General features: G+C 63.5%; 18 protein-coding genes. 11 read left to right on the forward strand and 7 right to left on the reverse strand.

Features of this window, described 5'->3' with window-relative positions; all coding sequences use genetic code 11:
• Positions 1 to 32 precede the first annotated feature (32 nt).
• From ACHMW6_RS01160 to ACHMW6_RS01175, 4 genes are all read left to right on the forward strand, one after another.
• Positions 33 to 2,816: a TonB-dependent receptor gene (locus tag ACHMW6_RS01160; RefSeq protein ID WP_395404848.1), complete on the forward strand. Its 2,784-nt coding sequence runs from the start codon at positions 33 to 35 to the stop codon at positions 2,814 to 2,816.
• A gap of 188 nt (positions 2,817 to 3,004) precedes the next feature.
• Positions 3,005 to 3,676 carry a glutathione S-transferase gene (locus ACHMW6_RS01165; RefSeq protein ID WP_395404850.1) on the forward strand — a complete coding sequence of 224 codons (672 nt, stop codon included), beginning with the start codon at positions 3,005 to 3,007 and terminating at the stop codon, positions 3,674 to 3,676.
• 80 nt (positions 3,677 to 3,756) lie between these two features.
• On the forward strand, positions 3,757 to 4,533 hold the full coding sequence (locus ACHMW6_RS01170; protein ID WP_395404852.1) for a 5'-3' exonuclease H3TH domain-containing protein: 777 nt from the start codon (positions 3,757 to 3,759) through the stop codon (positions 4,531 to 4,533).
• Positions 4,534 to 4,542: 9 nt separating this feature from the next.
• Positions 4,543 to 4,968: an ANTAR domain-containing response regulator gene (locus tag ACHMW6_RS01175; RefSeq protein ID WP_395404854.1), complete on the forward strand. Its 426-nt coding sequence runs from the start codon at positions 4,543 to 4,545 to the stop codon at positions 4,966 to 4,968.
• Here ACHMW6_RS01175 and mnmA read toward each other — a convergent pair.
• The gene (mnmA, locus tag ACHMW6_RS01180) at positions 4,951 to 6,063 is read right to left on the reverse strand and encodes a tRNA 2-thiouridine(34) synthase MnmA (protein WP_395404856.1); all 1,113 of its coding nucleotides are present in this window, start codon (positions 6,061 to 6,063) and stop codon (positions 4,951 to 4,953) included. The genes ACHMW6_RS01175 and mnmA overlap by 18 nt on opposite strands.
• A 10-nt stretch (positions 6,064 to 6,073) precedes the next feature.
• A complete protein-coding gene (locus ACHMW6_RS01185) occupies positions 6,074 to 6,553 on the reverse strand; it encodes an NUDIX hydrolase (RefSeq protein ID WP_395408499.1) in 480 nt (159 codons plus the stop codon).
• Between the two features lie 168 nt (positions 6,554 to 6,721).
• Between ACHMW6_RS01185 and ACHMW6_RS01190 the strand changes: the two genes are divergently transcribed.
• Genes ACHMW6_RS01190 through ACHMW6_RS01200 form a run of 3 tightly spaced genes read left to right on the forward strand, consistent with a single transcriptional unit; the run spans position 6,722 to position 9,660 of the window.
• Positions 6,722 to 7,834: a Re/Si-specific NAD(P)(+) transhydrogenase subunit alpha gene (locus ACHMW6_RS01190; protein WP_395404858.1), complete on the forward strand. Its 1,113-nt coding sequence runs from the start codon at positions 6,722 to 6,724 to the stop codon at positions 7,832 to 7,834.
• A 12-nt stretch (positions 7,835 to 7,846) separates the two neighbouring features.
• A complete protein-coding gene (locus tag ACHMW6_RS01195; RefSeq protein WP_395404860.1) occupies positions 7,847 to 8,185 on the forward strand; it encodes a proton-translocating transhydrogenase family protein in 339 nt (112 codons plus the stop codon).
• The gene (locus ACHMW6_RS01200; RefSeq protein ID WP_395404862.1) at positions 8,182 to 9,660 is read left to right on the forward strand and encodes an NAD(P)(+) transhydrogenase (Re/Si-specific) subunit beta; all 1,479 of its coding nucleotides are present in this window, start codon (positions 8,182 to 8,184) and stop codon (positions 9,658 to 9,660) included. The genes ACHMW6_RS01195 and ACHMW6_RS01200 overlap by 4 nt, the downstream gene beginning before the upstream one ends.
• 78 nt (positions 9,661 to 9,738) lie before the next feature.
• Here the strand turns inward: ACHMW6_RS01200 and ACHMW6_RS01205 are convergent, their stop codons facing one another.
• Genes ACHMW6_RS01205 through ACHMW6_RS01220 form a run of 4 tightly spaced genes read right to left on the reverse strand, consistent with a single transcriptional unit; the run spans position 9,739 to position 13,986 of the window.
• Positions 9,739 to 10,872: an FAD-dependent monooxygenase gene (locus tag ACHMW6_RS01205; RefSeq protein WP_395404864.1), complete on the reverse strand. Its 1,134-nt coding sequence runs from the start codon at positions 10,870 to 10,872 to the stop codon at positions 9,739 to 9,741.
• Positions 10,869 to 12,191: a Xaa-Pro aminopeptidase gene (pepP, locus tag ACHMW6_RS01210; RefSeq protein ID WP_395404866.1), complete on the reverse strand. Its 1,323-nt coding sequence runs from the start codon at positions 12,189 to 12,191 to the stop codon at positions 10,869 to 10,871. Before pepP ends, ACHMW6_RS01205 begins: the two co-directional genes overlap by 4 nt.
• Positions 12,188 to 12,895 carry an N-acetylmuramate alpha-1-phosphate uridylyltransferase MurU gene (gene murU, locus ACHMW6_RS01215; protein ID WP_395404868.1) on the reverse strand — a complete coding sequence of 236 codons (708 nt, stop codon included), beginning with the start codon at positions 12,893 to 12,895 and terminating at the stop codon, positions 12,188 to 12,190. Before murU ends, pepP begins: the two co-directional genes overlap by 4 nt.
• 11 nt (positions 12,896 to 12,906) lie before the next feature.
• Entirely contained in the window at positions 12,907 to 13,986 is a 1,080-nt protein-coding gene (locus ACHMW6_RS01220; RefSeq protein ID WP_395404870.1) for an aminoglycoside phosphotransferase family protein, read from the reverse strand.
• A 98-nt stretch (positions 13,987 to 14,084) separates the two neighbouring features.
• Here ACHMW6_RS01220 and ACHMW6_RS01225 point away from each other — a divergent pair, with 98 nt between their 5' ends.
• From ACHMW6_RS01225 to rsmA, 4 genes are read left to right on the forward strand one after another with little or no spacing between them, the layout of a single operon-like run.
• Positions 14,085 to 16,322 carry an LPS-assembly protein LptD gene (locus tag ACHMW6_RS01225; protein ID WP_395404872.1) on the forward strand — a complete coding sequence of 746 codons (2,238 nt, stop codon included), beginning with the start codon at positions 14,085 to 14,087 and terminating at the stop codon, positions 16,320 to 16,322.
• A gap of 39 nt (positions 16,323 to 16,361) precedes the next feature.
• On the forward strand, positions 16,362 to 17,801 hold the full coding sequence (locus ACHMW6_RS01230) for a peptidylprolyl isomerase (protein WP_395404874.1): 1,440 nt from the start codon (positions 16,362 to 16,364) through the stop codon (positions 17,799 to 17,801).
• A gap of 18 nt (positions 17,802 to 17,819) precedes the next feature.
• Positions 17,820 to 18,905: a 4-hydroxythreonine-4-phosphate dehydrogenase PdxA gene (pdxA, locus tag ACHMW6_RS01235; protein WP_395404876.1), complete on the forward strand. Its 1,086-nt coding sequence runs from the start codon at positions 17,820 to 17,822 to the stop codon at positions 18,903 to 18,905.
• A gap of 8 nt (positions 18,906 to 18,913) precedes the next feature.
• Entirely contained in the window at positions 18,914 to 19,678 is a 765-nt protein-coding gene (gene rsmA, locus ACHMW6_RS01240) for a 16S rRNA (adenine(1518)-N(6)/adenine(1519)-N(6))-dimethyltransferase RsmA (RefSeq protein ID WP_395404878.1), read from the forward strand.
• Positions 19,679 to 19,887: 209 nt separating this feature from the next.
• Here rsmA and ACHMW6_RS01245 read toward each other — a convergent pair whose 3' ends face one another.
• Positions 19,888 to 20,508, reverse strand: a complete 621-nt coding sequence (locus ACHMW6_RS01245) for a hypothetical protein (RefSeq protein ID WP_395404880.1) — start codon at positions 20,506 to 20,508, stop codon at positions 19,888 to 19,890.
• Between the last annotated feature and the right edge of the window lie 18 nt (positions 20,509 to 20,526).

Genomic DNA, 20,526 nt, shown 5'->3' on the forward strand with positions numbered 1-20,526 from the left:
GGGACAAATCACTTCGTATTGGAACAACAACCATGATGAAAGAAACCATCATCTCGCGCACCGTGCGCGTGATGTGCGCTGGCGGCCTGGCCGTTGGCATGCAAGCTGCGTTCGCACAGAGCGCTCCTGAAGCACCCATCCAGCGTGTTGAGATTACCGGCTCCTCGCTGAAGCGTGTGGATTCCGAGACTGCACTGCCAGTGACCATGATGACCAAAGCTGATATCGCCAAGACCGGCGCTACCAGCACCCAGGAACTGCTGGGCACCATCTCGGCACTGTCCACCGCCGGCTCCACCAACAACTCGACCGGCGCAGGCTCCTCGACCTACGGCCTGTCCTCCATCTCGCTGCGCGGCCTGGGCGCCGAGCGTACTCTGGTGCTGGTGAACGGCCGCCGCCTGGCTGCCTTCGCGGGCGGCGGCGGCGCAGCCGTTAACGTCAACGTGATTCCGCTGGCCGCCATCGAGCGCGTGGAAGTGCTGAAAGACGGCGCATCCGGCGTGTACGGCTCCGACGCCGTTGCCGGCGTGGTCAACTTCATCCTGTCGAAGTCCTTCCAGGGCATCGAAGTGCAGGCTGGCGGCGGCGTGCCGACCCACTCGGGCGGCGGCCAGAACCAGAAGTACTCCGTCACCGCCGGCTTCGGCGACCTGGATGCCGACCGCTTCTCCGTGGTGATGTCCGCTTCCGCCGAGCGTGAGCGCGCACTGTTCGCCAGCGAGCGCGGCTTCGCTTCGACCGGCAACCGTCCTCCATATTTCACGTCCGGCGCGACCGGCCAGGGCAATATCGAAGGCGCCATCGTTCCAGGCTCCAACCCGCTGCAGACCGTGGGCCAGTTCAACCCGAACACCCCGCTGTACGGCAACCCGCTGGCAGCCGGCGGCAAGTGCGGCGACATCAACATGATCCCGGGCGCGAACAAGACTTCGCTGGGCGCGCAGAACTGCGTGTTCGACAGCGCTGCCTACGTGGGCCTGACCCCGAAGCGTGAACTGAACAACTTCACCGCCAACGGCACCTACAAGATCAACGACAATCACCAACTGTTCGCTGATGTGCTGTACTCCGAGTCCACCATCACCCAGAGCTTCCAGGGCAGCCCGCTGCGCTCGAGCTTCGTGGAAACCGATGCTGAATTCGGCAAGCAGAACGTGACCCCGGCACTGATCCTGTACCCAAGCAACCCTGCTTACCAGAACGTGGCTGTGCCTTACCTGCAGTCCAAGGGCTTCACCAGCCTGATCGGCCAGCCGCTGGCCATCACCAGCCGCGTGTTCGACTATGGCAATCGCGTCAGCGAAGACAAGGCGAAGCAGTCCCGCTTCGTGGTCGGCGCCAAGGGTGTGGTGCTGGGCCAGGACTATGAAGTCGGCCTGACCTACAACGAGTCGAAGATCGACGGCACCGTGCCGGGCGGTTACTTCTCGCAGGTGGCTTACGCCAAGATCATCAACGATCCGGCCAACAACTGGAACCCGTGGGCGCCAGGCGGCGTACAGACCGGCGCACTGGCTGACAAGCTGAAGTCCGCCCAGTACACCGGCGACACCCTGCACGGCAAGTCCACCAGCACTTCCTTCGACAGCAAACTGACCGGCGACCTGCCGACCATCGCCGGCATCACCGCTCAGTACGCAGTGGGCCTGCAGTCGCGCATCGAGAAGCTGCAGACCACCCCGAGCCCGGCCCTGGAAGCTGGCGACATCGCCGGCCTGGGCGGCAGCGTTCCTCCGGTGGACCGCGAGCGCAAGATCAACTCGCTGTTCGGCGAAACCAACGTGCCGGTCCTGAAGACCCTGGACGTGGGCGCCGCCGTGCGTTACGACCACTACGACGACGTAGGCTCTTCGACCAACTACAAGGCCAACGTGCGCTGGCAGCCTGTGAAGCAGGTTCTGGTGCGCGCATCCGCCGGTTCGGGCTTCCGCGCTCCGACCCTGGTCGACCTGTGGCAGCCGCAGACCGTGGGTTCCTCCGAGTCCTTCAATGACAAGGGCACCGGCCAGAACCAGATCCAGGTGAACGCCCTGTCCGGCGGCAACCCGGACCTGAAGCCTGAGAAGTCCCGCCAGAAGTCCGCGGGCCTGGTGCTGGCGCCGTTCGATAACTTCACCGTGGGTATCGACTGGTTCAAGATCAATGTATCCGACATCCTGTCGACGCCTTCGGCGCAGGAAGTGGTATCCCGCTTCCGTGATGGCGACGCTGCGTACAAGAACTTCGTGACCCTGAACAGCTCGGGCGAGATCCAGTCGATCAAGACCCTGCTGACCAACAGCGGCAACGCCACCGTGAAAGGCTTCGACCTGTTCGCGAACTATCGCCAGAACACCGACTACGGCCGCTTCGACGTGGCGCTGAACGGTACTTACATGGACCAGTTCGACCAGACCTCCCCGGGCGGCGCTATCTCGCACAAGGTAGGCACCCTGGTGGACTCCGCCGGCAGCCCGGTGCTGGGCGCGCAGAACGGCGGCGTCGTACTGCGCTGGAAGCACACCCTGGCCGGTACCTGGAGCAAGGACAAGTGGACCGCCACCCTGATCCAGAACTACTCTTCGCGCTATGAAGCGGGTTGGGACCTGAACGACCAGCGCACCTTCGTTGGCGCCCAGGCTACCTACGACCTGAACGTGACCTACAAGCCAATCAAGCCTCTGACCCTGGCCGTTGGCGTGCGTAACCTGTTCGACAAGCAGCCTTCGATCTTCGTGCCGGTGTCCAACCAGTTCCAGTATGGCTACGACATCAACCAGTACGACCCGCGCGGCCGCTTCCTGTACGTGAACGCGACCTACCGCTTCCAGTAATCCTGGATGCGTGACGAAGCGCCCCCGCTTTGGCGTGGGGGCGGCTTTTTTTTTAAACCCAGGCCAAAAGCAGGTGTCAGGCACGTCGTGCCTGACACCAGATTCACGCTTCTGGTTTCCGGCGAAAATCCGGTGCCCTTCTATTTTTTGCTAAGCTTGCGCGATCCTAAATATCGCAGGGGCTTCGCATGCTGACCGTCCACCACCTGAACAACTCCCGTTCGCAGCGCGTGCTCTGGCTGCTGGAGGAACTGGGGCTCGAGTACCAGATCCTGCGCTACCAGCGCGACGCGAAGACCATGCTGGCGCCGCCCGAGCTGAAGCGCATCCACCCTCTGGGCAAGTCGCCCGTGGTGGTCGATGGTTCTGCGGTGCTGGCGGAATCGGGCGCGATCATCGAGTACCTGGTGGAGAAATATGGCAACGGGCGCCTCGTGCCCGCTGCGGGAACGCCGGAAAAGCTGCGCTATACCTATTTCATGCACTACGCGGAAGGCTCGATGATGGCGCCGCTGCTGATGAAGCTGGTGTTCGACCGCGTCGAGAGCAGCCCCGGTCCCTTCTTCGTGCGCCGCATCGCGCGCGCCATCGCGCAGCGGGTGAAGGGGACTTATATCCAGCCTCAGGTCAGCACCCACCTCGATTATCTGGAGGCCGAACTGGGCAAACACCACTGGTTCGCCGGCAATGAGTTCAGCGCTGCCGACATCCAGATGAGCTTCCCGCTCGAAGCCGCCGCCGCCCGCGCGGGGCTCGATGCTTCCCGCCCGCAGCTGCAAGCCTTCCTCGCCCGTATCCACGCCCGCCCCGCGTACCAGCGCGCCCTCGAACGCGGCGGCCCTTACGAGCTGCTGCGCTGATTAAAACCCACGGCGTGAATCAGGTGGCTGCCACGATGTGGCAGCCACCAGGTTTATGCCTCTGGTTTAAAATGGCGACCATGACAGGTAGATTGCTGGCCATTGACGGTTTGAATATTGTGCGGCGTGTGTACGAGGCCAGTCCGGAGCCGGACTCGGATCTCAAGGCCGAGATTGCGTTGCGCCATGCGTTCAGCGCCTTCCAGCGCCTGGTCAACGGGCACGAGCCCACCCACATCCTTCCGGCCTTCGACTATGGCGGCACCACCTGGCGCCACACGCTGTATAACGGCTATCGCGTGGGAAGGCAGCCGATGCCGGAGGTGCTGCGCGAGGCGCTGCCGGAGTTCTACCTGCGCCTGAGCGACATCGGCATGTGCCCCATCTCCATCCCCGATGTGGAAGCCGATGACGTGATCGGCACCGTGGTCACGCGCTGGCTGAGCGAGAAGCGCGGCGAGGCGGTGGTCGCCACGACCGACAAGGACCTGCACTGCCTGATCGCCGAAGGCGCCCGCATCTGGGATCACTTCAAATCCGAATGGCACGACCGCGCCTGGGTCGAGAAGAAGTGGGGTGTCACGCCCGGCATGCTGCCCGACCTGCTGGCGCTGATGGGCGATGAAACGGATTCCATTCCCGGCGTTTCCAACGTGGGCGTGAAAACGGCCGCGCGGCTGTTGCGCACTTACGGCACGCTGGACGCGATCATGGCCGGCGCCGGCATCCTGAAGGACAAAGTGGGCGAAAGTCTACGAAAAGAGCGCGAGATGTTGTATCTTTCTCGTCAATTAGTACAACTAAAGACGGATGTGAAGATCGGCGTGAGCTGGAACATGCTGGTCTGGGACCGTTAAACACTTCAGATGTTAAAAGCAGTGATTATCGACGGCAGCGCCGTGGCGCGCGGCCTGCTCAACACGGTGCTGATGGATGGCGGCTATGAAGTCGTGGGCCAGGCCCACACCTGCGCCGCCGGCAACGCGCTCTTGATCAAGCACCATCCACAGATCATCTGCGTCTCGCGCGACGTCATCGAGGCGGATACGCCGGCGATGCAAGCGATGCGCAAGGATTGGCCGAAGGCGATGATCTTCATGGTCTCCAGCGAATTCGACGAAGGCACGATCCGCAAGGGACACGCGATGGGCATCAACGGCTATATCGTGAAGCCTTTCAATGCGGGCACGGTGCTGAAGACCATCCGCAACACCGTGATCACCACGGTGAAGCGGCAGCAGAAGGCGCAGGAGGGGCCTGCCGGCGCCTCGGAATCAGGCGACGAAGCTTGAGCCGTCGATGATGCCGCCGCCCAGGCACACCTCGCCGTCATACAGCACGGCGGACTGGCCGGGCGTGACCGCCCACTGGGCATCCACGAAATCCAGGCCGAAGGTGCCATCCGGATGCGGCTTCACGTCGCAGGCCACGTCGGCCTGGCGGTAGCGCGTCTTGGCGGCGATGCGGCCCATGTGCGGCGCTTCGCCCGCGATCCAGCTGGTCTGACCTGCATGCAGGGATTCGGACAGTAGCCAGGGATGGTCATGGCCCTGCACCACCCACAGCGTGTTGTTTTCCACATCCTTGCGCGCCACGTACCAGGCGTCGCTGGAGCCGTCCGCGTTCTGGTAGGACTTCACGCCGCCGATGCCGATACCCTTGCGCTGGCCCAGCGTGTAGAAGGACAGGCCCACGTGCTCGCCCACCACCTTGCCGTCCGGCGTCCTGATCGGACCGGCCTTGTAGGACAGGTAGCGGTTCAGGAATTCGCGGAAGGGGCGCTCGCCGATAAAGCAGATGCCGGTCGAATCCTTCTTGGCCGCATTCGGCAGCTTCAGCATCTCGGCGATCTTGCGCACTTCCGTCTTCGGGATCTCGCCCAGCGGGAACAGGGTCTTGGACAACTGCGCCTGGTTCAGGCGGTGCAGGAAGTAGCTCTGGTCCTTGGTATGGTCGAGCGCCTTCAGCAGCTCGTGCCGGCCGGTCGAAGCGTTATGGCGCACGCGCGCATAGTGGCCGGTGGCGATCAGGTCCGCGCCCAGGTGCATGGCGTGGTCGAGGAAGGCCTTGAACTTGATCTCAGCGTTGCACAGCACGTCCGGGTTCGGAGTGCGGCCGGCCTGGTATTCGCGCAGGAATTCGGCGAAGACGCGGTCCTTGTATTCGGCGGCGAAGTTGACGGCTTCGATGTCCACGCCCACCACGTCGGCCACCGAGGCGGCGTCGATCCAGTCCTGGCGGGTGGAGCAGTACTCGGAATCGTCGTCATCTTCCCAGTTCTTCATGAACAGGCCCACGACCTCATAGCCCTGCTCCTTCAAAAGCCAGGCGGAAACGGAAGAGTCAACGCCACCGGACATGCCGATGACTACTTTTTTCTTGCTCATTTGAGGTCCTTCAGACTTCTTCGAATACAGAAGCGTGGGTATGCAGAATTTCGAGGGGCGCGCGCTTGCCTGCGAGATACTCATCGATGAGGGTTAACAGCAGCGGACTGCGGTGACGTTCCTTGCAGGCAGCAATTTCGTCGCGTGTAAGCCACAGTGTACGCAAAATTCCTTCATCCAGCGGCAAATCGTGTTTCTTGCCAACTTCACCACAAAAAGCAAACCGGAGATAGGTCACCAGCTCGCCCGTGCGGTTCGAACGGTAGCGCGACATATACATGCCTACCAACGCTGTGGGGGTGAAATCGTAGGCGGTTTCTTCCAGGGTTTCGCGCACCACCGCCTGCTCCAGCGATTCATGCGGATCCAGATGGCCAGCGGGCTGGTTCAGGCGAATGCCGTCACTGGTTTCTTCCTCGATGAGGAGAAACTTTCCGTCGTGCTCGATTACGGCAGCGACTGTGACATTGGGTTTCCAGGTGCGCGGCATGGGGTCATCCTTGATGAGAGCCGACATTTTATCCTGTTCCGCGTTATCGCATGTTACCGCGATGTGACAAGCCAGTTTCCCGAGGGAATGTTGCTCGATGAGGAATATTAATTATCGGGAATTCCATGATAGATTTTAGTTAGTTTATTCACACTAATCGGAGGCATCATGAGAATTGGCATACCGGCCGAGTCAAGGCCGGGGGAGACCCGGGTCGCGGCAACGCCCGAGACGGTCAAGAAGCTAGCATCCAAACACCAGGTGATTGTGCAGGCGGGAGCCGGCATAACCTCCTCGGTGACAGATGAAGCATATGCGGCAGCCGGCGCTACCATCGGTAGCGCCGAGGACGCGTTGGGTGCGGAGATCGTTCTGAAAGTTCGTGCTCCCAACGCGGAAGAACGCGCCTTGATGAAACGCGGCAGCGTTCTGATCGGCATGCTGAATCCTTTTGATGTGGAGAACATCGCGGACATGGCCAAGGCGGGCCTGTCCGCATTTGCGCTGGAAGCTGTGCCGCGTATCACGCGTGCGCAGTCCATGGACGTCCTGTCCTCCCAGGCCAATATCGCGGGCTACAAGGCCGTGATGGTTGGCGCGAATACTTATCAGCGGTTCATGCCAATGCTGATGACGGCGGCCGGTACCGTGAAGGCTGCCCGTGTGCTGATCATGGGCGTGGGCGTGGCCGGCTTGCAGGCCATAGCCACCGCCAAGCGCCTCGGCGCCGTGATCGAAGCGTCCGACGTGCGTCCGCCTGTGAAGGAACAGGTGGAGTCGCTGGGCGCCAAATTCATTGACGTCCCTTTCCTGACCGATGAAGAGAGGGAAATTGCCAAGGGCGTGGGCGGCTATGCGCGTCCCATGCCGCCGGAGTGGATGAAGCGCCAGGCGGACCTGGTGCACGAACGCGCCAAGGTGGCCGATATCGTCATCACGACCGCGCTGATCCCCGGCCGTCCCGCGCCGGTGCTGATCGGCGAGGAGACGGTAAAGGCCATGAAGCCCGGCTCCGTGATTGTCGACCTGGCGGTGGAGCAGGGCGGCAACTGCCCTCTGTCCGAACTGAACAAGACGGTCATCAAGCACGGCGTGCATATCGTCGGCGAGCCTAACCTGGCTTGCCACGTGGCGGCCGACGCTTCGGCGCTGTATGCACGCAATGTCCTCGATTTCCTCAAACTGATCATCGACAAGGAAGACAAGCTCTCGATCGATTACGAGGACGAGATCCTGAAAGCTACCCTCGTCTGCCACGGCGGCGATCCGCTGCGCAAATAGGAGAGAACGAAAATGGAAGTCAGCCACACCATCACTAACCTGATCATCTTCGTGCTCGCCATTTACGTTGGCTACCACGTGGTCTGGAATGTCACCCCTGCGCTGCATACGCCGCTGATGGCGGTGACCAATGCCATCTCCGCCATCGTCATCGTTGGCGCGATGCTGGCCGCCGGCCTGACCGAGGGCCTGGTCGGCCAGGTCATGGGCACCGTTGCCGTGGCCCTGGCCGCGGTGAACGTCTTCGGTGGTTTCCTCGTGACCCAGCGCATGCTGGAAATGTTCAAGAAGAAGGAAAAGCCAAAGGCCGCGCACGCCGCCGCTGCGCCACAGAAGGAGGTCACGCAATGAGCTGGGTGACCCTTAATCTTGTGACGATGATGTACCTCGTCGCGTCTGTCTGCTTCATCCAGGCGCTGAAGGGCTTGTCGTCTCCGGTGTCCGCACCAGCGGGCAATGCCTTCGGCATGAGCGGCATGGCCATCGCGGCCGTGACCACGATTGCGCTGATCCTGAAACTGAAGGCGGACGCGCAGGCGGCCGGCTACACTGGTTCCGGCATGGGCCTCGGCCTGGTGCTGCTGGGCGTGGTGGTCGGCGGCGGCATCGGCGCCTTCCTCGCCAAGCGCGTGGAAATGACCAAGATGCCGGAGCTGGTGGCGGCAATGCACTCGCTGATCGGTATGGCGGCAGTGTGCATCGCGGTTGCCGCGGTGAGCGAGCCGTCCGCCTTCGGCATTGCCGGTCCGGGCGAGGCGCTGCCGGTCGGTAACCGCATCGAGCTGTTCATCGGTACCTTCGTGGGTGCGATTACCTTCTCCGGTTCGGTGATCGCCTTCGGCAAACTGGCGGGCAAGTACAAGTTCCGCCTGTTCCAGGGGGCGCCGGTGGTGTTCGCCGGCCAGCACATGCTGAACCTGGTGCTGGCTACCGTGATGGTGGGCCTGGGCCTGGTCTTCGTGCTGGGCAGCGGCACCACGCCGGCCTGGACGCCTTTCCTGCTGATGACGGCCATCGCCTTCGTGCTGGGCGTGCTGATCATCATCCCGATCGGCGGTGCGGACATGCCGGTGGTGGTGTCCATGCTGAACTCCTACTCGGGCTGGGCGGCGGCGGGCATCGGCTTCTCGCTGAATAACTCGATGCTGATCATTGCCGGTTCGCTGGTGGGTTCGTCGGGCGCGATCCTGTCCTACATCATGTGCAAGGCGATGAACCGTTCCTTCTTCAACGTGCTGCTGGGCGGCTTCGGCGGCGACGCGGCGGCGGCTGCGGGCGGCGGCGGCGCGCAGCAGCAGCAGCGTCCCGTGAAGTCCGGTTCGGCCGACGATGCGTCCTTCCTGATGGGGAATGCTGAAACCGTGATCATCGTTCCGGGCTACGGCCTGGCGGTGGCGCGCGCCCAGCACGCGCTGAAGGAACTGGTGGAGAAGCTGGGCCACAAGGGTGTGACGGTGAAGTACGCGATCCACCCGGTCGCAGGCCGCATGCCGGGCCACATGAACGTGCTGCTGGCGGAAGCCGAAGTGCCGTACGACCAGGTGTTCGAGATGGAGGACATCAACAGCGAGTTCGCCCAGGCGGACGTGGTGCTGGTGCTCGGCGCGAACGACGTGGTCAACCCGGCGGCCAAGGATCCGAAGTCCCCGATCGCCGGCATGCCGATCCTCGAGGCCTACAAGGCCAAGACCGTGATCGTCAACAAGCGCTCGATGGCTTCCGGCTATGCCGGCCTGGATAATGAGCTGTTCTACATGGATAAGACCATGATGGTCTTCGGCGATGCCAAGAAGGTGCTGGAAGACATGGTGAAAGCCGCGGAGTAAGGAGTAAGTTAAAACCCAAGGCGTGAACCTGGTGGCTGCCACGTCGTGGCAGCCACCTGCTTTTTGGGCCCTTGGTTTTTAGCGGCGCCCGTACATCATCAGGTCGGCCAGCAGCGAGCGGGCGGGCCGGATGATGTCGATGGCGGCCAGCGAGAGGCCGAGCAGGGCCTGGGCGGGGGATTCGTTGGCGAAGATGCGCGCCATCGTATCCGTCGCGCGCACGGTCAGGCTGCGGTCCTGGGCGCGCAGTTCGGCGTAGCGCGCCAGCATATCGGGCGTTGCCGATTGCGCCAGCAGGCGCGCCAATACGGTAGCGTCGCGCAGGCCGAGGTTCAGGCCCTGTCCCGCAACAGGATGGAGCGTCTGAGCCGCATTGCCGATGGCCGTGGTGCGGGCGCTGCCCGTCACGCCGGCGTTCAGCCCGAGCGGGAAAGCCAGGCGGCGGCCGGTGGCCGTGAAGCGTCCCACGCGGTGGCCGAACATATCCCCAAGACGCGCCAGGAAGGCGTCGTCCTCCAGTTCCAGCAATTCAGCCGCCGTATCGGGACGGCAGCACCACACCAGCGAATATTCCTCATCCTGCGGCAGCAAGGCCAGCGGGCCCTCGTGCGTGAAGCGTTCGAAGGCGCGGTGGGCGACAGGCGCGCTGGTGCGCACCTGGGCGATCAGCGCCGTCTGCTGGTAGTCGCGCGCAACGGCTTTTTCCTCCTGCTGGCCGAACAGGCCGCCCTCGGCCTGCACCACGATGGCGGCGCGCAGCATTTGCGGCGCCTCGCCTTCCAGGTGCAGCGCAACCTGGTTCGCGTCTTCATCCTTGCGCACCACGCGGGCGGGGCGCAGCGAGCGTACGCCCAGCGCATCGCATACGGCGCCCAGCGCCTGCACCACGGAGCCGTAGCGCGTGACGTAGCCCAGCGCCGGCACGTCCTGCTCCTCGCGCGTGATCATGCTGCGGCCGAACTGGCCCTTGCGCGACACGTGGATGTCATGGATGGCGGTGGCCTCGATCGGCCAGGCGCCGATCTGTTCCAGGATCTGGCGGCTGCCGTAGGAGAGCGCCAGTGAGCGCGGATCGTTCTGCGCCTGCTCCAGCGGCTTGGCGTCGATCAGGGCGATGCGCTCGGCGCGCATACCGCGCTTGACCAGCAGGGCCGCCAGCGCCATGCCGGCCGGACCAGCGCCGCAGATGGCGATATCGGCATCGACCGTCATGCGCCGCCTTTCATGATGAATTCAATATCCGCGATGGACTTCGGCGCGCTGGCCGTCAGCAGGCGGTAGCCGTCCTGCGTGACGATCACATCATCCTCGATGCGGATGCCGATATTCCAGTACTGCTCCGGCACGCCCGCGGCCGGGCGCACATAGATGCCCGGCTCCACGGTGAGCGCCATGCCGGGCTGGATCAGGCGCGAAGGCTTCTCGTGCTGGCTCACGTCGCGGTACAGGCCGACGTCGTGCACGTCCATGCCCAGCCAGTGGCCGGTGCCGTGCATATAGAACTGGGCGTAGGACTTGCTGGCGATTGCCTCGTCCACGCTGCCCTTCAGCAAGCCGGTATCGAGCATGCCCTGCACCAGCACGCGCACGGCCGCTTCGTGGATGCCGGAATACTGCCGGCCCGGCACGATGGCCTGGAAGGCCGCTTCCTGCGCCGCCAGCACCAGCTCATACAGTTCGCGCTGTGGACCGCTAAAGCGGCCATTGACGGGGAAGGTGCGCGTGATGTCCGAGGCATAGCCTTCGAATTCGCAGCCGGCGTCGATCAGCACCAGGTCGCCGTCTTCGGTGCGGCGGTTGTTGGTGTTGTAGTGCAGGACGCAGGCATTGGCGCCGGAAGCCACGATGGGCGTATAAGCCGGGAATAGTGCGCCGTGGCGGCGGAATTCATACAGCAGCTCGGCCTCGATTTCGTATTCGAACATGCCGGGTTTCGTGGCGCGCATCGCGCGCTCGTGGGCGCCGCCGGCGATTACGCCGGCGCGCAGCATGATGGCCTGCTCGCCTTCGTCCTTCAGCAGGCGCATCTCGTCGATGATGGGCAGCAGGTCGCGCACGGAGGAGGGCGCGGTGATGCCGCTGCGCGACATGCGGCGCACGCTCTCCAGCCAGCGCATCACCTGCGCATCGAGCGTGGTGTTGCGCGCAAGGGAGCAGTACAGCGCCGTGGCGTTGGAGAGCTGGCGCGTCATCTGTTCGTCCAGCTGGCCGATGGGGTAGGCGAAATCCAGGCCGAATTCGGCGCGGGCCGCTTCGGGGCCGTAGCGGTAGCCTTCCCAGATTTCGTGTTCGATATTCTTTTCGCGGCAGAACAGGATGGACTGCGCCGGCGCCGTGCCGCGCGGCGCCAGGAGCAGCAGCACCGCTTCCGGCTCGGTGAAGCCGGTCAGGTAGTAGAAGGAACTGTCGTGACGATAAGGGTAGTCGCTGTCGCCGTTGCGCAGGACTTCCGGCGCCGTGGCAATGACGGCCACGCTGCCGGGCTCCATCTGCGCCAGCAGCCTGGCGCGGCGTTCAGCGTAAGGGCTCATGCGTTCATGACGGCGTTCAGTTCTTCCAGCTGCTTGACGGTGCCCACGTTGACCCATTCGCCTTCGTAGATCTCGCCGCCCACCTGGCCCTTGTCCGCATAGGCGCGAATCAGCTTGCCCAGGCCTGCGTGCTGGCCCGGCTCGATGCCGTCGAACATTTCCATGCGGTAGACGCCGATGTTCCCGAAGTTCCACTTCGGTTCACCGTCGTTGGATACCGAATACATATTCAGGCCGAAGTCGCCCTTGGGATTGTGCCAGGGGTTTTTGGTCAGCCAGATCCAGGCGGCGTCGCGCTTGTCCTTGTCGTAGGTGTTGCCCAGCACGTCCTTGTCATGCAGCACATCCTTCACCTGCTCGAAATCGAAGTGCGGGCAGTAGATGTCGCCGGAGATGGCCAGGAAAGGCTCCTCGCCCAGCAGATGGCGCGCCTTGGCGATACCGCCTGCTGTTTCCAGCGGCTCGGGCTCGGCAGAATAGCGGATCTGCGCGCCGAAGCGGCTGCCGTCGCCCAGGTATTCCTCGAGCATGTGGCCGAGGTGGGAATGGTTGATGACGATTTCCGTGATCCCGGCGCGCACCAGGTTCACGATATGCCATTCGATCAGCGGGCGGCCGCGTACTTTCAGCAGCGGCTTGGGCATGGTGTCCGTCAGGGGACGCATACGCTCGCCGCGGCCGGCGGCAAAAATCATTGCTTTCATGGGACAGCCTTTCAGAAGGTGTAGCCGACCTTGGGCTGCGGGTTGGTATCCAGCGCGTCCAGCAGTTTGCGCAGCGGTTTCAGTTCGTTGTAGCGGTGGGCGGTCTTGCGCACGTACTCCAGCACGGTGGGGATGTCGCCCAGGTACATGGGTTTGTTGTCGCGGTAGTTCAGGCGCGAGAAGGTGCCCAGGTTCTTCAGGTGGCGCTGCAGGGCGCACAGTTCGAAGTCCTTGTAGAAGGTATCGAAGTCCTTGTTCAGCGGCAGGCCCATGCCGCGCGCATGCTGCCAGTAGCGGATCACCCAGTCCAGGATCAGTTCTTCATCCCAGGACACGTAAGCATCCTTCATCAGCGAGCCGATGTCGTAAGTGATTGGGCCATACATCGCATCCTGGAAATCGAGGATGCCGGGATTGGCTTCGTCCATCCACATCAGGTTGCGCGAGTGGTAGTCACGGTGCATGAAGACCTGGGGCTGGGACTGGATATTCGCCATCAGCAGTTCGAAGACTTTGTCCAGGTCCGCGCGCTGGGCGTCGGTCAAGGTCACGCCCAGGTGGCGGCCGATGTACCACTCCGGGAACTGGACCAGGTCGCGCATCATGATTTCGCGACTGAACTCCGGCAGCACGCCGGGCTGGCTTTTCAGCTGGATCTTCACCAGGGCGGACAGCGCCTCGGCGTACAGCGTCGCGGCGTTGTCGTGGTCCAGGGCCTGCAGGTAGCTGGTGGTGCCCAGGTCGGACAGGAGCAGGAAGCCGCGCGGCACGTCCTGCGCCACGATCTTCGGCACGGAGACGCCGGCATCGGCGAACAGCTGGTCCACCTTGACGAAGGCGGGCACGTTCTCGCGCTCGGGCGGCGCGTCCATCACGATCAGGCTGGAACCATGCTGCGCCTGGTGCTCGGGCAGCACGTCGACACGGAAATAGCGGCGGAAGCTGGCATCCTCGGAAGCGGGACGTGCGGAGTCCACGACGACGAGGCCAATGCCTTGCAGCCATTCTTTTACGAGGGCAAGGCGGGGATCGGCGGCTGCTGCGGCGCCATCCTGCGCGCCCTGGGATGATAAATTAGACAATAATGACATTAAACAGCCTGCGGAATCCGGATGGTGTTGAAGATTCCCATATAATAAGGGATTCACATTAAAAAATCGCCTGTCACGGTGTTACTCGCGTCCCTTACATGAGCTGGTTTTCGGCCCCTAACAACAAGCAACGCTGGGCATTTGCCTTGACAGCCATCGCCGCCGCCTCCGCGACGGTGTGTGCCCATGCACAGACCACGCAGCACGCCAAGCGTCCGCCGCGGGTGGAAGACAAGAATGCCGTGACCACGGTGCGCGCCGAGGATATCAGCGGCCGTCCCGAGCGCGAGATCAATCTCGACCGCGACGTGGAAGTGGTGCACGACAAGACCCGCATGACGGCCGATACGGCCTGTTTCCGCCAGGTCGAAGACGAAGTCGAAGCAAAAGGCAATGTACGCCTGTGGCGCTGGGGCGACTACTACACGGCCGACGAGCTCAAGCTCAATATGGAAACGGGCAAGGGCTATATGCTGCAGCCGACCTACAAGATGGAGGTCAACAACGCCCAGGGCAAGGCACGCCGCATCGATTTCATCAACGAAGAAGAAGCGTTGGTCAGCGACGGCACGTATTCCACCTGCCAGGGCCCGAATCCGGACTGGTACCTGAGATCGAGCACGCTCAATCTCGACACGGGGCGCGACGTCGGCACCGCCGGCACCACCATCGTCTACTTCAAGGACGTGCCCCTGATCGGCACGCCCGGCCTGTCGTTCTCGCTGTCAGGTGCGCGCCGCTCCGGCTGGCTGCCGCCGATCCCGGGCTTCGGCTCCAAGGGCGCGGCGGAAATCACCGTGCCGTATTATTTCAATATCGCGCCCAATCGCGACCTGACGCTGTACCCGCGCATCATCTCGCGCCGCGGTATCCAGCTGGGCGCCGTGGGCCGCTATATCGGCGAAACGGACGAAGGCAATTACTACGAAGGCAAGACGTCCTTCGAATACTTGCCGCACGACCGCCAGACGGGCACCGACCGCTGGCAGATCAACACCCAGCACACGCAGGCGCTGACCAAGGAATGGTCGTACGGCTGGAATGCGCGCGCCGCATCGGACGACAACTATCCGAACGACTTTTCGAAGACAGTGTCGTCCTCGGCGGAACGCCAGCTGCTGCGCGAGCTGCGCACCGATTACCGCGGCGAGTACTGGAGCCTGACCGCGCGCGCCAACCGCTACCAGGTGCTGCAGGACCCGGACTCGGTGACCAATCCGAGCCTGACGGTGGAGCGTCCGTATGACCGCCTGCCCTCGATCAACTTCCGTGCCGCGCGCTATGACGTGGCTGGCTTCGACTGGGAATTCAATTCGGAGCTGACGCGCTTCTCGCATCCGACCCTGATCAACGGCAACCGCATGGTGGCCGTGCCGCAGGTGAGCTACCCGGTCATCGGCGCCAGCTATTTCATCACCCCCAAGCTGATGGTGAATGCCGCGGCTTACCAGCTCGATGCTTACCAGGGCACGGAATCGCGCTCGACCTCGCGCGCCATCCCGACCTTCTCGGTCGATTCGGGCCTGGAGTTCGAACGCGAATCGAAGCTGTTCGGCCGCGCCATGACGCAGACCCTGGAACCGCGCCTGTTCTACGTCTACACGCCGTACAAGCGCCAGGACAATCCGCTGTTCGACACCGCTGAAGCGACCTTCAACTTCACGCAGATCTTCAGCGAGAACCGCTTCGTCGGCTCGGACCGCGTCAGCGATGCGAACCAGATCACGGCGGCGGTGGTGTCGCGCTTCCTGGAAGCGAATGGTGCCGAGCGTCTGCGCCTCGCGTTCGGCCAGCGCTTCTACCTGAACGACCAGCGCGTGCAGCTCGATCCGAACGCGGAGAAAAAGGACAGCCGCTCGGACATCCTGGCCGCCGCCACCGGCCGTATTTCCGAAACCTGGGCCGTCGACAGCGCAGTGCAGTACAATCCGCACGACAGCAAGGTAGTCAGCTCGAATCTGACGCTGCAGTTCCAGCCGGGGCCGAAGAAGGTATTCAACGCCGGCTACCGGTATCTGCGCGACAGCTTCAAGAATGCGGACTTCTCCAGCCAGTGGCCGCTTTCGGACCGCTGGTTCGGCGTGGGCCGCGTCAGTTATTCGTTGAAAGATCATAAAGTCCTGGATACCCTGATTGGCCTGGAATACAACTGCGAATGCTGGGTGTTCCGCATGGGCGCGCAGCGCTTCGTGACGACGGCCAACAAGACTTCGACCCAGATCTTCTTCCAGCTGGAGCTGAACGGCTTGTCCAAGTTCGGCATCGGCAATCCGCTGGAAGTGATGAAGAACAGCATTCCGGGCTACCAGCGTTTGAATGAAGGCTACCGCCGCTAATTAGGTTTTCTCCACCCCTGACTCATGAGCGTTTCAGATATGCGTAATGCCAGTATGCACCCGATCAAAGTAGCAGTTGTCCTGCTGTGCGCCCTCGCTGCCGGCACGCCGGCCCTGGCGCAGGACGCCAAGCCGGCCGACAAGCCTGCTGCCGCCGCTCCAGCTGCCGCCGCTCAGCCGGCTGCAGCCCCCCAGGCTGCAGCCGCATCGGCCAAGGGGTTCACCCAGCCCGGCCAGTCCAGCAATACGCCGATCGACTCCATCGCCGTCATCGTCAATGACGAAGTGATCACGCGCCGTGAGCTGAACCAGCGCGTGCAGACCATCGTGCGCCGCATGCAGTCGCAGAAAGTGCAGCTGCCGGAGCAGGCCGACCTGGAACGCCAGATCCTGGAGCGCATGATCGTGGAACGCGCCCAGCTGCAGCTGGCCAAGGAAATGGGCGTGCGCGTGGACGACCAGATGCTGGACCGCGCCATCGGCCGCATCGCCGAACAGCAGAAGATGACGGTGCAGGACCTGCGCAACTCGATGGAGAAAGAGGGCACCACCTTCCCGGCCTTCCGCGAGGAGATCCGCGAAGAGATCATCATGCAGCGCCTGCGCGAGCATGAGGTGGACAACAAGATCCAGATTTCGGAAGCGGAAGTGGACGCCTTCGTGCAGGCCGAGAAGGCTGCCGCCGCCGAGCAGTTCGAGCTGAATATCTCGCAGATCATGGTGCGCATTCCCGAGAACGCGTCGCCGGACGTGATCGCCCAGCGCCAGAAGCGCGCCGAGGAAGTGATGCGCCAGCTGCGCACGGGCGCCGATTTCACCAAGATGGCCGCCACCTATTCCGACGCCACCGACGCACTGCAGGGCGGCGTGGTGGGCTGGCGCCAGAGCGACCGCCTGCCGCCGCTGTTCGCCGAAGCGCTGAACAAGCTGAAACCGGGCCAGCTGACGCCGATCATGCGCAGCGTGGGCGGCTTCCACATCCTGAAGCTGATGGATAAGCGCAGCGTGGCCGAAGCCCAGGCCGCGGAAACCGTGCAGCAGACGCACGCCCGCCACATCCTGATCAAGGTCACGCCGACCGTCAGCGCCGCAGATGCCAAGCGCAAGCTGCTGGAACTGAAGGAGCGCCTGGATAACAAGGCCGCCAAGTTCGAAGACCTGGCGCGCCTGGTGTCGAACGACGGTTCCGCTGCCAAGGGCGGCGACCTGGGCTGGCTGTACCCGGGCGACACCGTGCCGGAATTCGAGCAGGCCATGAACGCGCTGAAGCCGGGCCAGGTTTCCGAGCCGGTGGAATCGAGCTTCGGCTACCACCTGATCGAAGTCCTGGAACGCAAGAGCGACGACGTGTCGAAAGAGAAGAAGCGCGCCGAGGCCCGCAACGCCCTGCGCGAACGCAAGCTGGTGGAAGCGATCGACGACTGGCAGCGCCAGGTGCGCGACCGCGCCTACGTCGAGTTCCGCGACGATTCCAAGTAAACACGAAGGAGGGCACAGGTGAGCGCCACTCAGCAAACAGGGCGCGCCGCCGTGCCGCCATCCCGCCGCCCCGTCGTCGCCGTGACGACGGGCGAACCGGCCGGCATCGGGCCGGAGATTTCCATCCGCGCCGCCTGGTCCATGCGCGAGCGCGTCAACGCCGTGCTGATTGGCGACGCTGCCTTCCTGGCCATGACGGCCGCCGATATCGATCCTGCCATCCGCGTCAGCGCCCTGTCGCTGCAGGCCGTGCGCAATGGCGGGCTGCCGCATTTCGGCCCCAATGTGCTGTGCGCGATCGACATTCCGCTGGGCGCGCACGTGAAGCCCGGCGTGCTGGACCAGGAAAACGGCCGCGCCGTGCTGGCCACGCTGGATGCCGCCATCGAAGGCGTGGGCGCCGGCTGGTTCGAGGCGGTCGTCACCGCGCCGCTGCAAAAGAGCACCATCAACGATGCCGGCGTGCCGTTCTCCGGCCACACCGAATACTTCGCCGACCGCACTGGCACGCCGCGCGTGGTGATGATGCTGGCGGGCCAGCCGCACTTCCCTGCGGACGCCGCGCCGCTGCGCGTGGCGCTGGCAACCACCCATCTGCCGCTGAAGGACGTCTCGTCCGCCATCACGCGCGAGAGCCTGGCCGAAATCCTGGACATCATTGACCGCGATTTGCGCCTTAAATTCGGCATTGCCGCGCCGCGCATCCTCGTCACGGGCCTGAATCCGCACGCCGGCGAAAACGGCTACCTGGGCCGCGAGGAAATCGACACCATCACGCCCGCGCTGGAAGCCGCCCGTGCCCGCGGCATCGACGCCCGCGGCCCGTACCCGGCCGATACGCTGTTCCAGCCCAAATACCTGCAGGACGCCGACTGCGTGCTGGCCATGTACCACGACCAGGGCTTGCCGGTGCTGAAGCACGCCACCTTCGGCCGCGGCGTCAACATCACGCTCGGCCTGCCGCTGATCCGCACGTCCGTGGACCACGGCACGGCGCTGGACCTGGCCGCGCAGGGCCTGGGGCTGGCCGACTACGCCAGCATGGAAGAAGCCATCGCCAGCGCGCTGCGCATGGCCGAGGCCAGCCGCAAGTCCCAACAATAAGAGAACACATGAAACACATAGCCCGCAAACGCTTCGGCCAGAACTTCCTGCAGGACGAGCACGTCCTCGGCGGCATCATCGATTCCATCGCTCCGCGCGACGGCGATACGATGGTCGAAATCGGTCCCGGCCTGGCCGCGATGACGGACCTGCTGCTGCAATCGCTGCCGCACATGCACGTGGTGGAACTGGACCGCGACCTGGTGACGCGCCTGGAAAAGCGCTATCCGCGCGAGCGCCTGACCATCCACGCGGGCGATGCGCTGAAATTCGATTTCGGCTCGATTCCCGTGCCGGAAGGGCGCAAGCTGCGCGTGGTGGGCAACCTGCCGTACAACATCTCCTCTCCGCTGCTGTTCCATCTGGCGGAGTTTGCGAGCAAGGTGCAGGACCAGCACTTCATGCTGCAAAAGGAAGTGGTCGAGCGCATGGTGGCCGAGCCGGGCGGCAAGGCTTACGGACGCCTGTCCGTGATGCTGCAATGGCGCTACCGCATGGCGCTGCTGTTCGTGGTGCCGCCGGACGCCTTCGACCCGCCGCCGAAAGTGGATTCCGCGATTGTGCGCATGATCCCGATCGACAACCCGCTGCCGGTCGATCCCGCGCGCCTGGAAGCCGTGGTCGCGAAAGCCTTCTCGCAGCGCCGCAAAGTGATCCGCAACTGCGTGGCCGGCATGTTCACCGAAGAGCAGCTGGTCCAGGCCGGCATCAACCCCGCCGACCGCCCCGAAGCCGTCCCCGTCGAATCCTACATCGCCCTCGCCAACCTCTAAGGGGTCAGGCACGAAACGTTACATGGGCTCGCTTCTCAGGCGAGCTCATGTAGCATTTCGTGCCTGACCCCCAAATAAAAAAAGCCCACCGGAGGGGTGGGCTGAATCCATTTCTTAGAAAGAAGTGGAGGAGACGGGATTGATTATGATGCGGTGCCGCATATCTATCCAATTTATTTTTGAAATTCCCGTCATTCCTCCAATGAATATCACTGGCAGGTGATCACGACGTTCGCGCGGTCGGCGTCGCCCATCACGTCGGTGCCGTTGACCAGGGTGCAGGTCTGGGTCTTGGTCACGTTGCCGTTGGTGTCGGTTTCCTTCGGCTGGGTGTAGATGGTCAGGCCGTACGGGGTGCCGACCGGGATGGCAGCCGGGAAGGTGAAGGTGGTCGCGCCCTTCGAGATGGCGTAGGCGCCGGAGCTGGAGCCGTTGATGATGCTCAGGCCGTCCAGCGTCAGGTTGCTGATCGTGCCGCCCACCGAGTGCGTGTTCTGCGCGCACAGCACCTGCACCGAGATGCTGGTGGTCTGGCCGGCCGAGCCGTGCGGGTTGGAGACGTTGCAGGTCATGTGATCCGGCTGGGTCTTGATCGTGACGAGGTACTCGGTGCCGTAGGAAACGGTGTTCGGGAAGCTGAAGGTGGTCTGGCCCAGCGGCACGGCCACGGTGTCGCTGCCGTTCTGCAGCACCAGGCCGTTGTTGGCGATCGGCGTGCCGCCCGACGTGGTCACCGTGCCGGAAATGGTGAAGCTTGCCTTGCCGCCGCAGGCGGACAGCACCAGAGCCGCCGCCAGCGCAGCGCCCATTCCTACATACTTTGCTTTCATGTGTTCTCCAAATTGATG

The sequence above is a fragment of the Pseudoduganella sp. UC29_106 genome (assembly GCF_044055365.1).
Taxonomy (GTDB): domain Bacteria; phylum Pseudomonadota; class Gammaproteobacteria; order Burkholderiales; family Burkholderiaceae_D; genus Rugamonas.

Excerpts from the sequence above, each read along its gene's own strand:
- ACHMW6_RS01220 (WP_395404870.1), bottom strand. The coding sequence starts at position 13,986 with ATGTCATTATTGTCTAATTTATCATCCCAGGGCGCGCAGGATGGCGCC.
- ACHMW6_RS01190 (WP_395404858.1), top strand. The coding sequence starts at position 6,722 with ATGAGAATTGGCATACCGGCCGAGTCAAGGCCGGGGGAGACCCGGGTC.
- ACHMW6_RS01185 (WP_395408499.1), bottom strand. The coding sequence starts at position 6,553 with ATGCCGCGCACCTGGAAACCCAATGTCACAGTCGCTGCCGTAATCGAG.
- ACHMW6_RS01175 (WP_395404854.1), top strand. The coding sequence starts at position 4,543 with ATGTTAAAAGCAGTGATTATCGACGGCAGCGCCGTGGCGCGCGGCCTG.
- ACHMW6_RS01205 (WP_395404864.1), bottom strand. The coding sequence starts at position 10,872 with ATGACGGTCGATGCCGATATCGCCATCTGCGGCGCTGGTCCGGCCGGC.
- ACHMW6_RS01200 (WP_395404862.1), top strand. The coding sequence starts at position 8,182 with ATGAGCTGGGTGACCCTTAATCTTGTGACGATGATGTACCTCGTCGCG.
- mnmA (WP_395404856.1), bottom strand. The coding sequence starts at position 6,063 with ATGAGCAAGAAAAAAGTAGTCATCGGCATGTCCGGTGGCGTTGACTCT.
- ACHMW6_RS01170 (WP_395404852.1), top strand. The coding sequence starts at position 3,757 with ATGACAGGTAGATTGCTGGCCATTGACGGTTTGAATATTGTGCGGCGT.
- pepP (WP_395404866.1), bottom strand. The coding sequence starts at position 12,191 with ATGAGCCCTTACGCTGAACGCCGCGCCAGGCTGCTGGCGCAGATGGAG.
- ACHMW6_RS01165 (WP_395404850.1), top strand. The coding sequence starts at position 3,005 with ATGCTGACCGTCCACCACCTGAACAACTCCCGTTCGCAGCGCGTGCTC.
- ACHMW6_RS01160 (WP_395404848.1), top strand. The coding sequence starts at position 33 with ATGATGAAAGAAACCATCATCTCGCGCACCGTGCGCGTGATGTGCGCT.
- murU (WP_395404868.1), bottom strand. The coding sequence starts at position 12,895 with ATGAAAGCAATGATTTTTGCCGCCGGCCGCGGCGAGCGTATGCGTCCC.
- ACHMW6_RS01230 (WP_395404874.1), top strand. The coding sequence starts at position 16,362 with ATGCGTAATGCCAGTATGCACCCGATCAAAGTAGCAGTTGTCCTGCTG.
- ACHMW6_RS01245 (WP_395404880.1), bottom strand. The coding sequence starts at position 20,508 with ATGAAAGCAAAGTATGTAGGAATGGGCGCTGCGCTGGCGGCGGCTCTG.
- ACHMW6_RS01195 (WP_395404860.1), top strand. The coding sequence starts at position 7,847 with ATGGAAGTCAGCCACACCATCACTAACCTGATCATCTTCGTGCTCGCC.
- ACHMW6_RS01225 (WP_395404872.1), top strand. The coding sequence starts at position 14,085 with ATGAGCTGGTTTTCGGCCCCTAACAACAAGCAACGCTGGGCATTTGCC.
- rsmA (WP_395404878.1), top strand. The coding sequence starts at position 18,914 with ATGAAACACATAGCCCGCAAACGCTTCGGCCAGAACTTCCTGCAGGAC.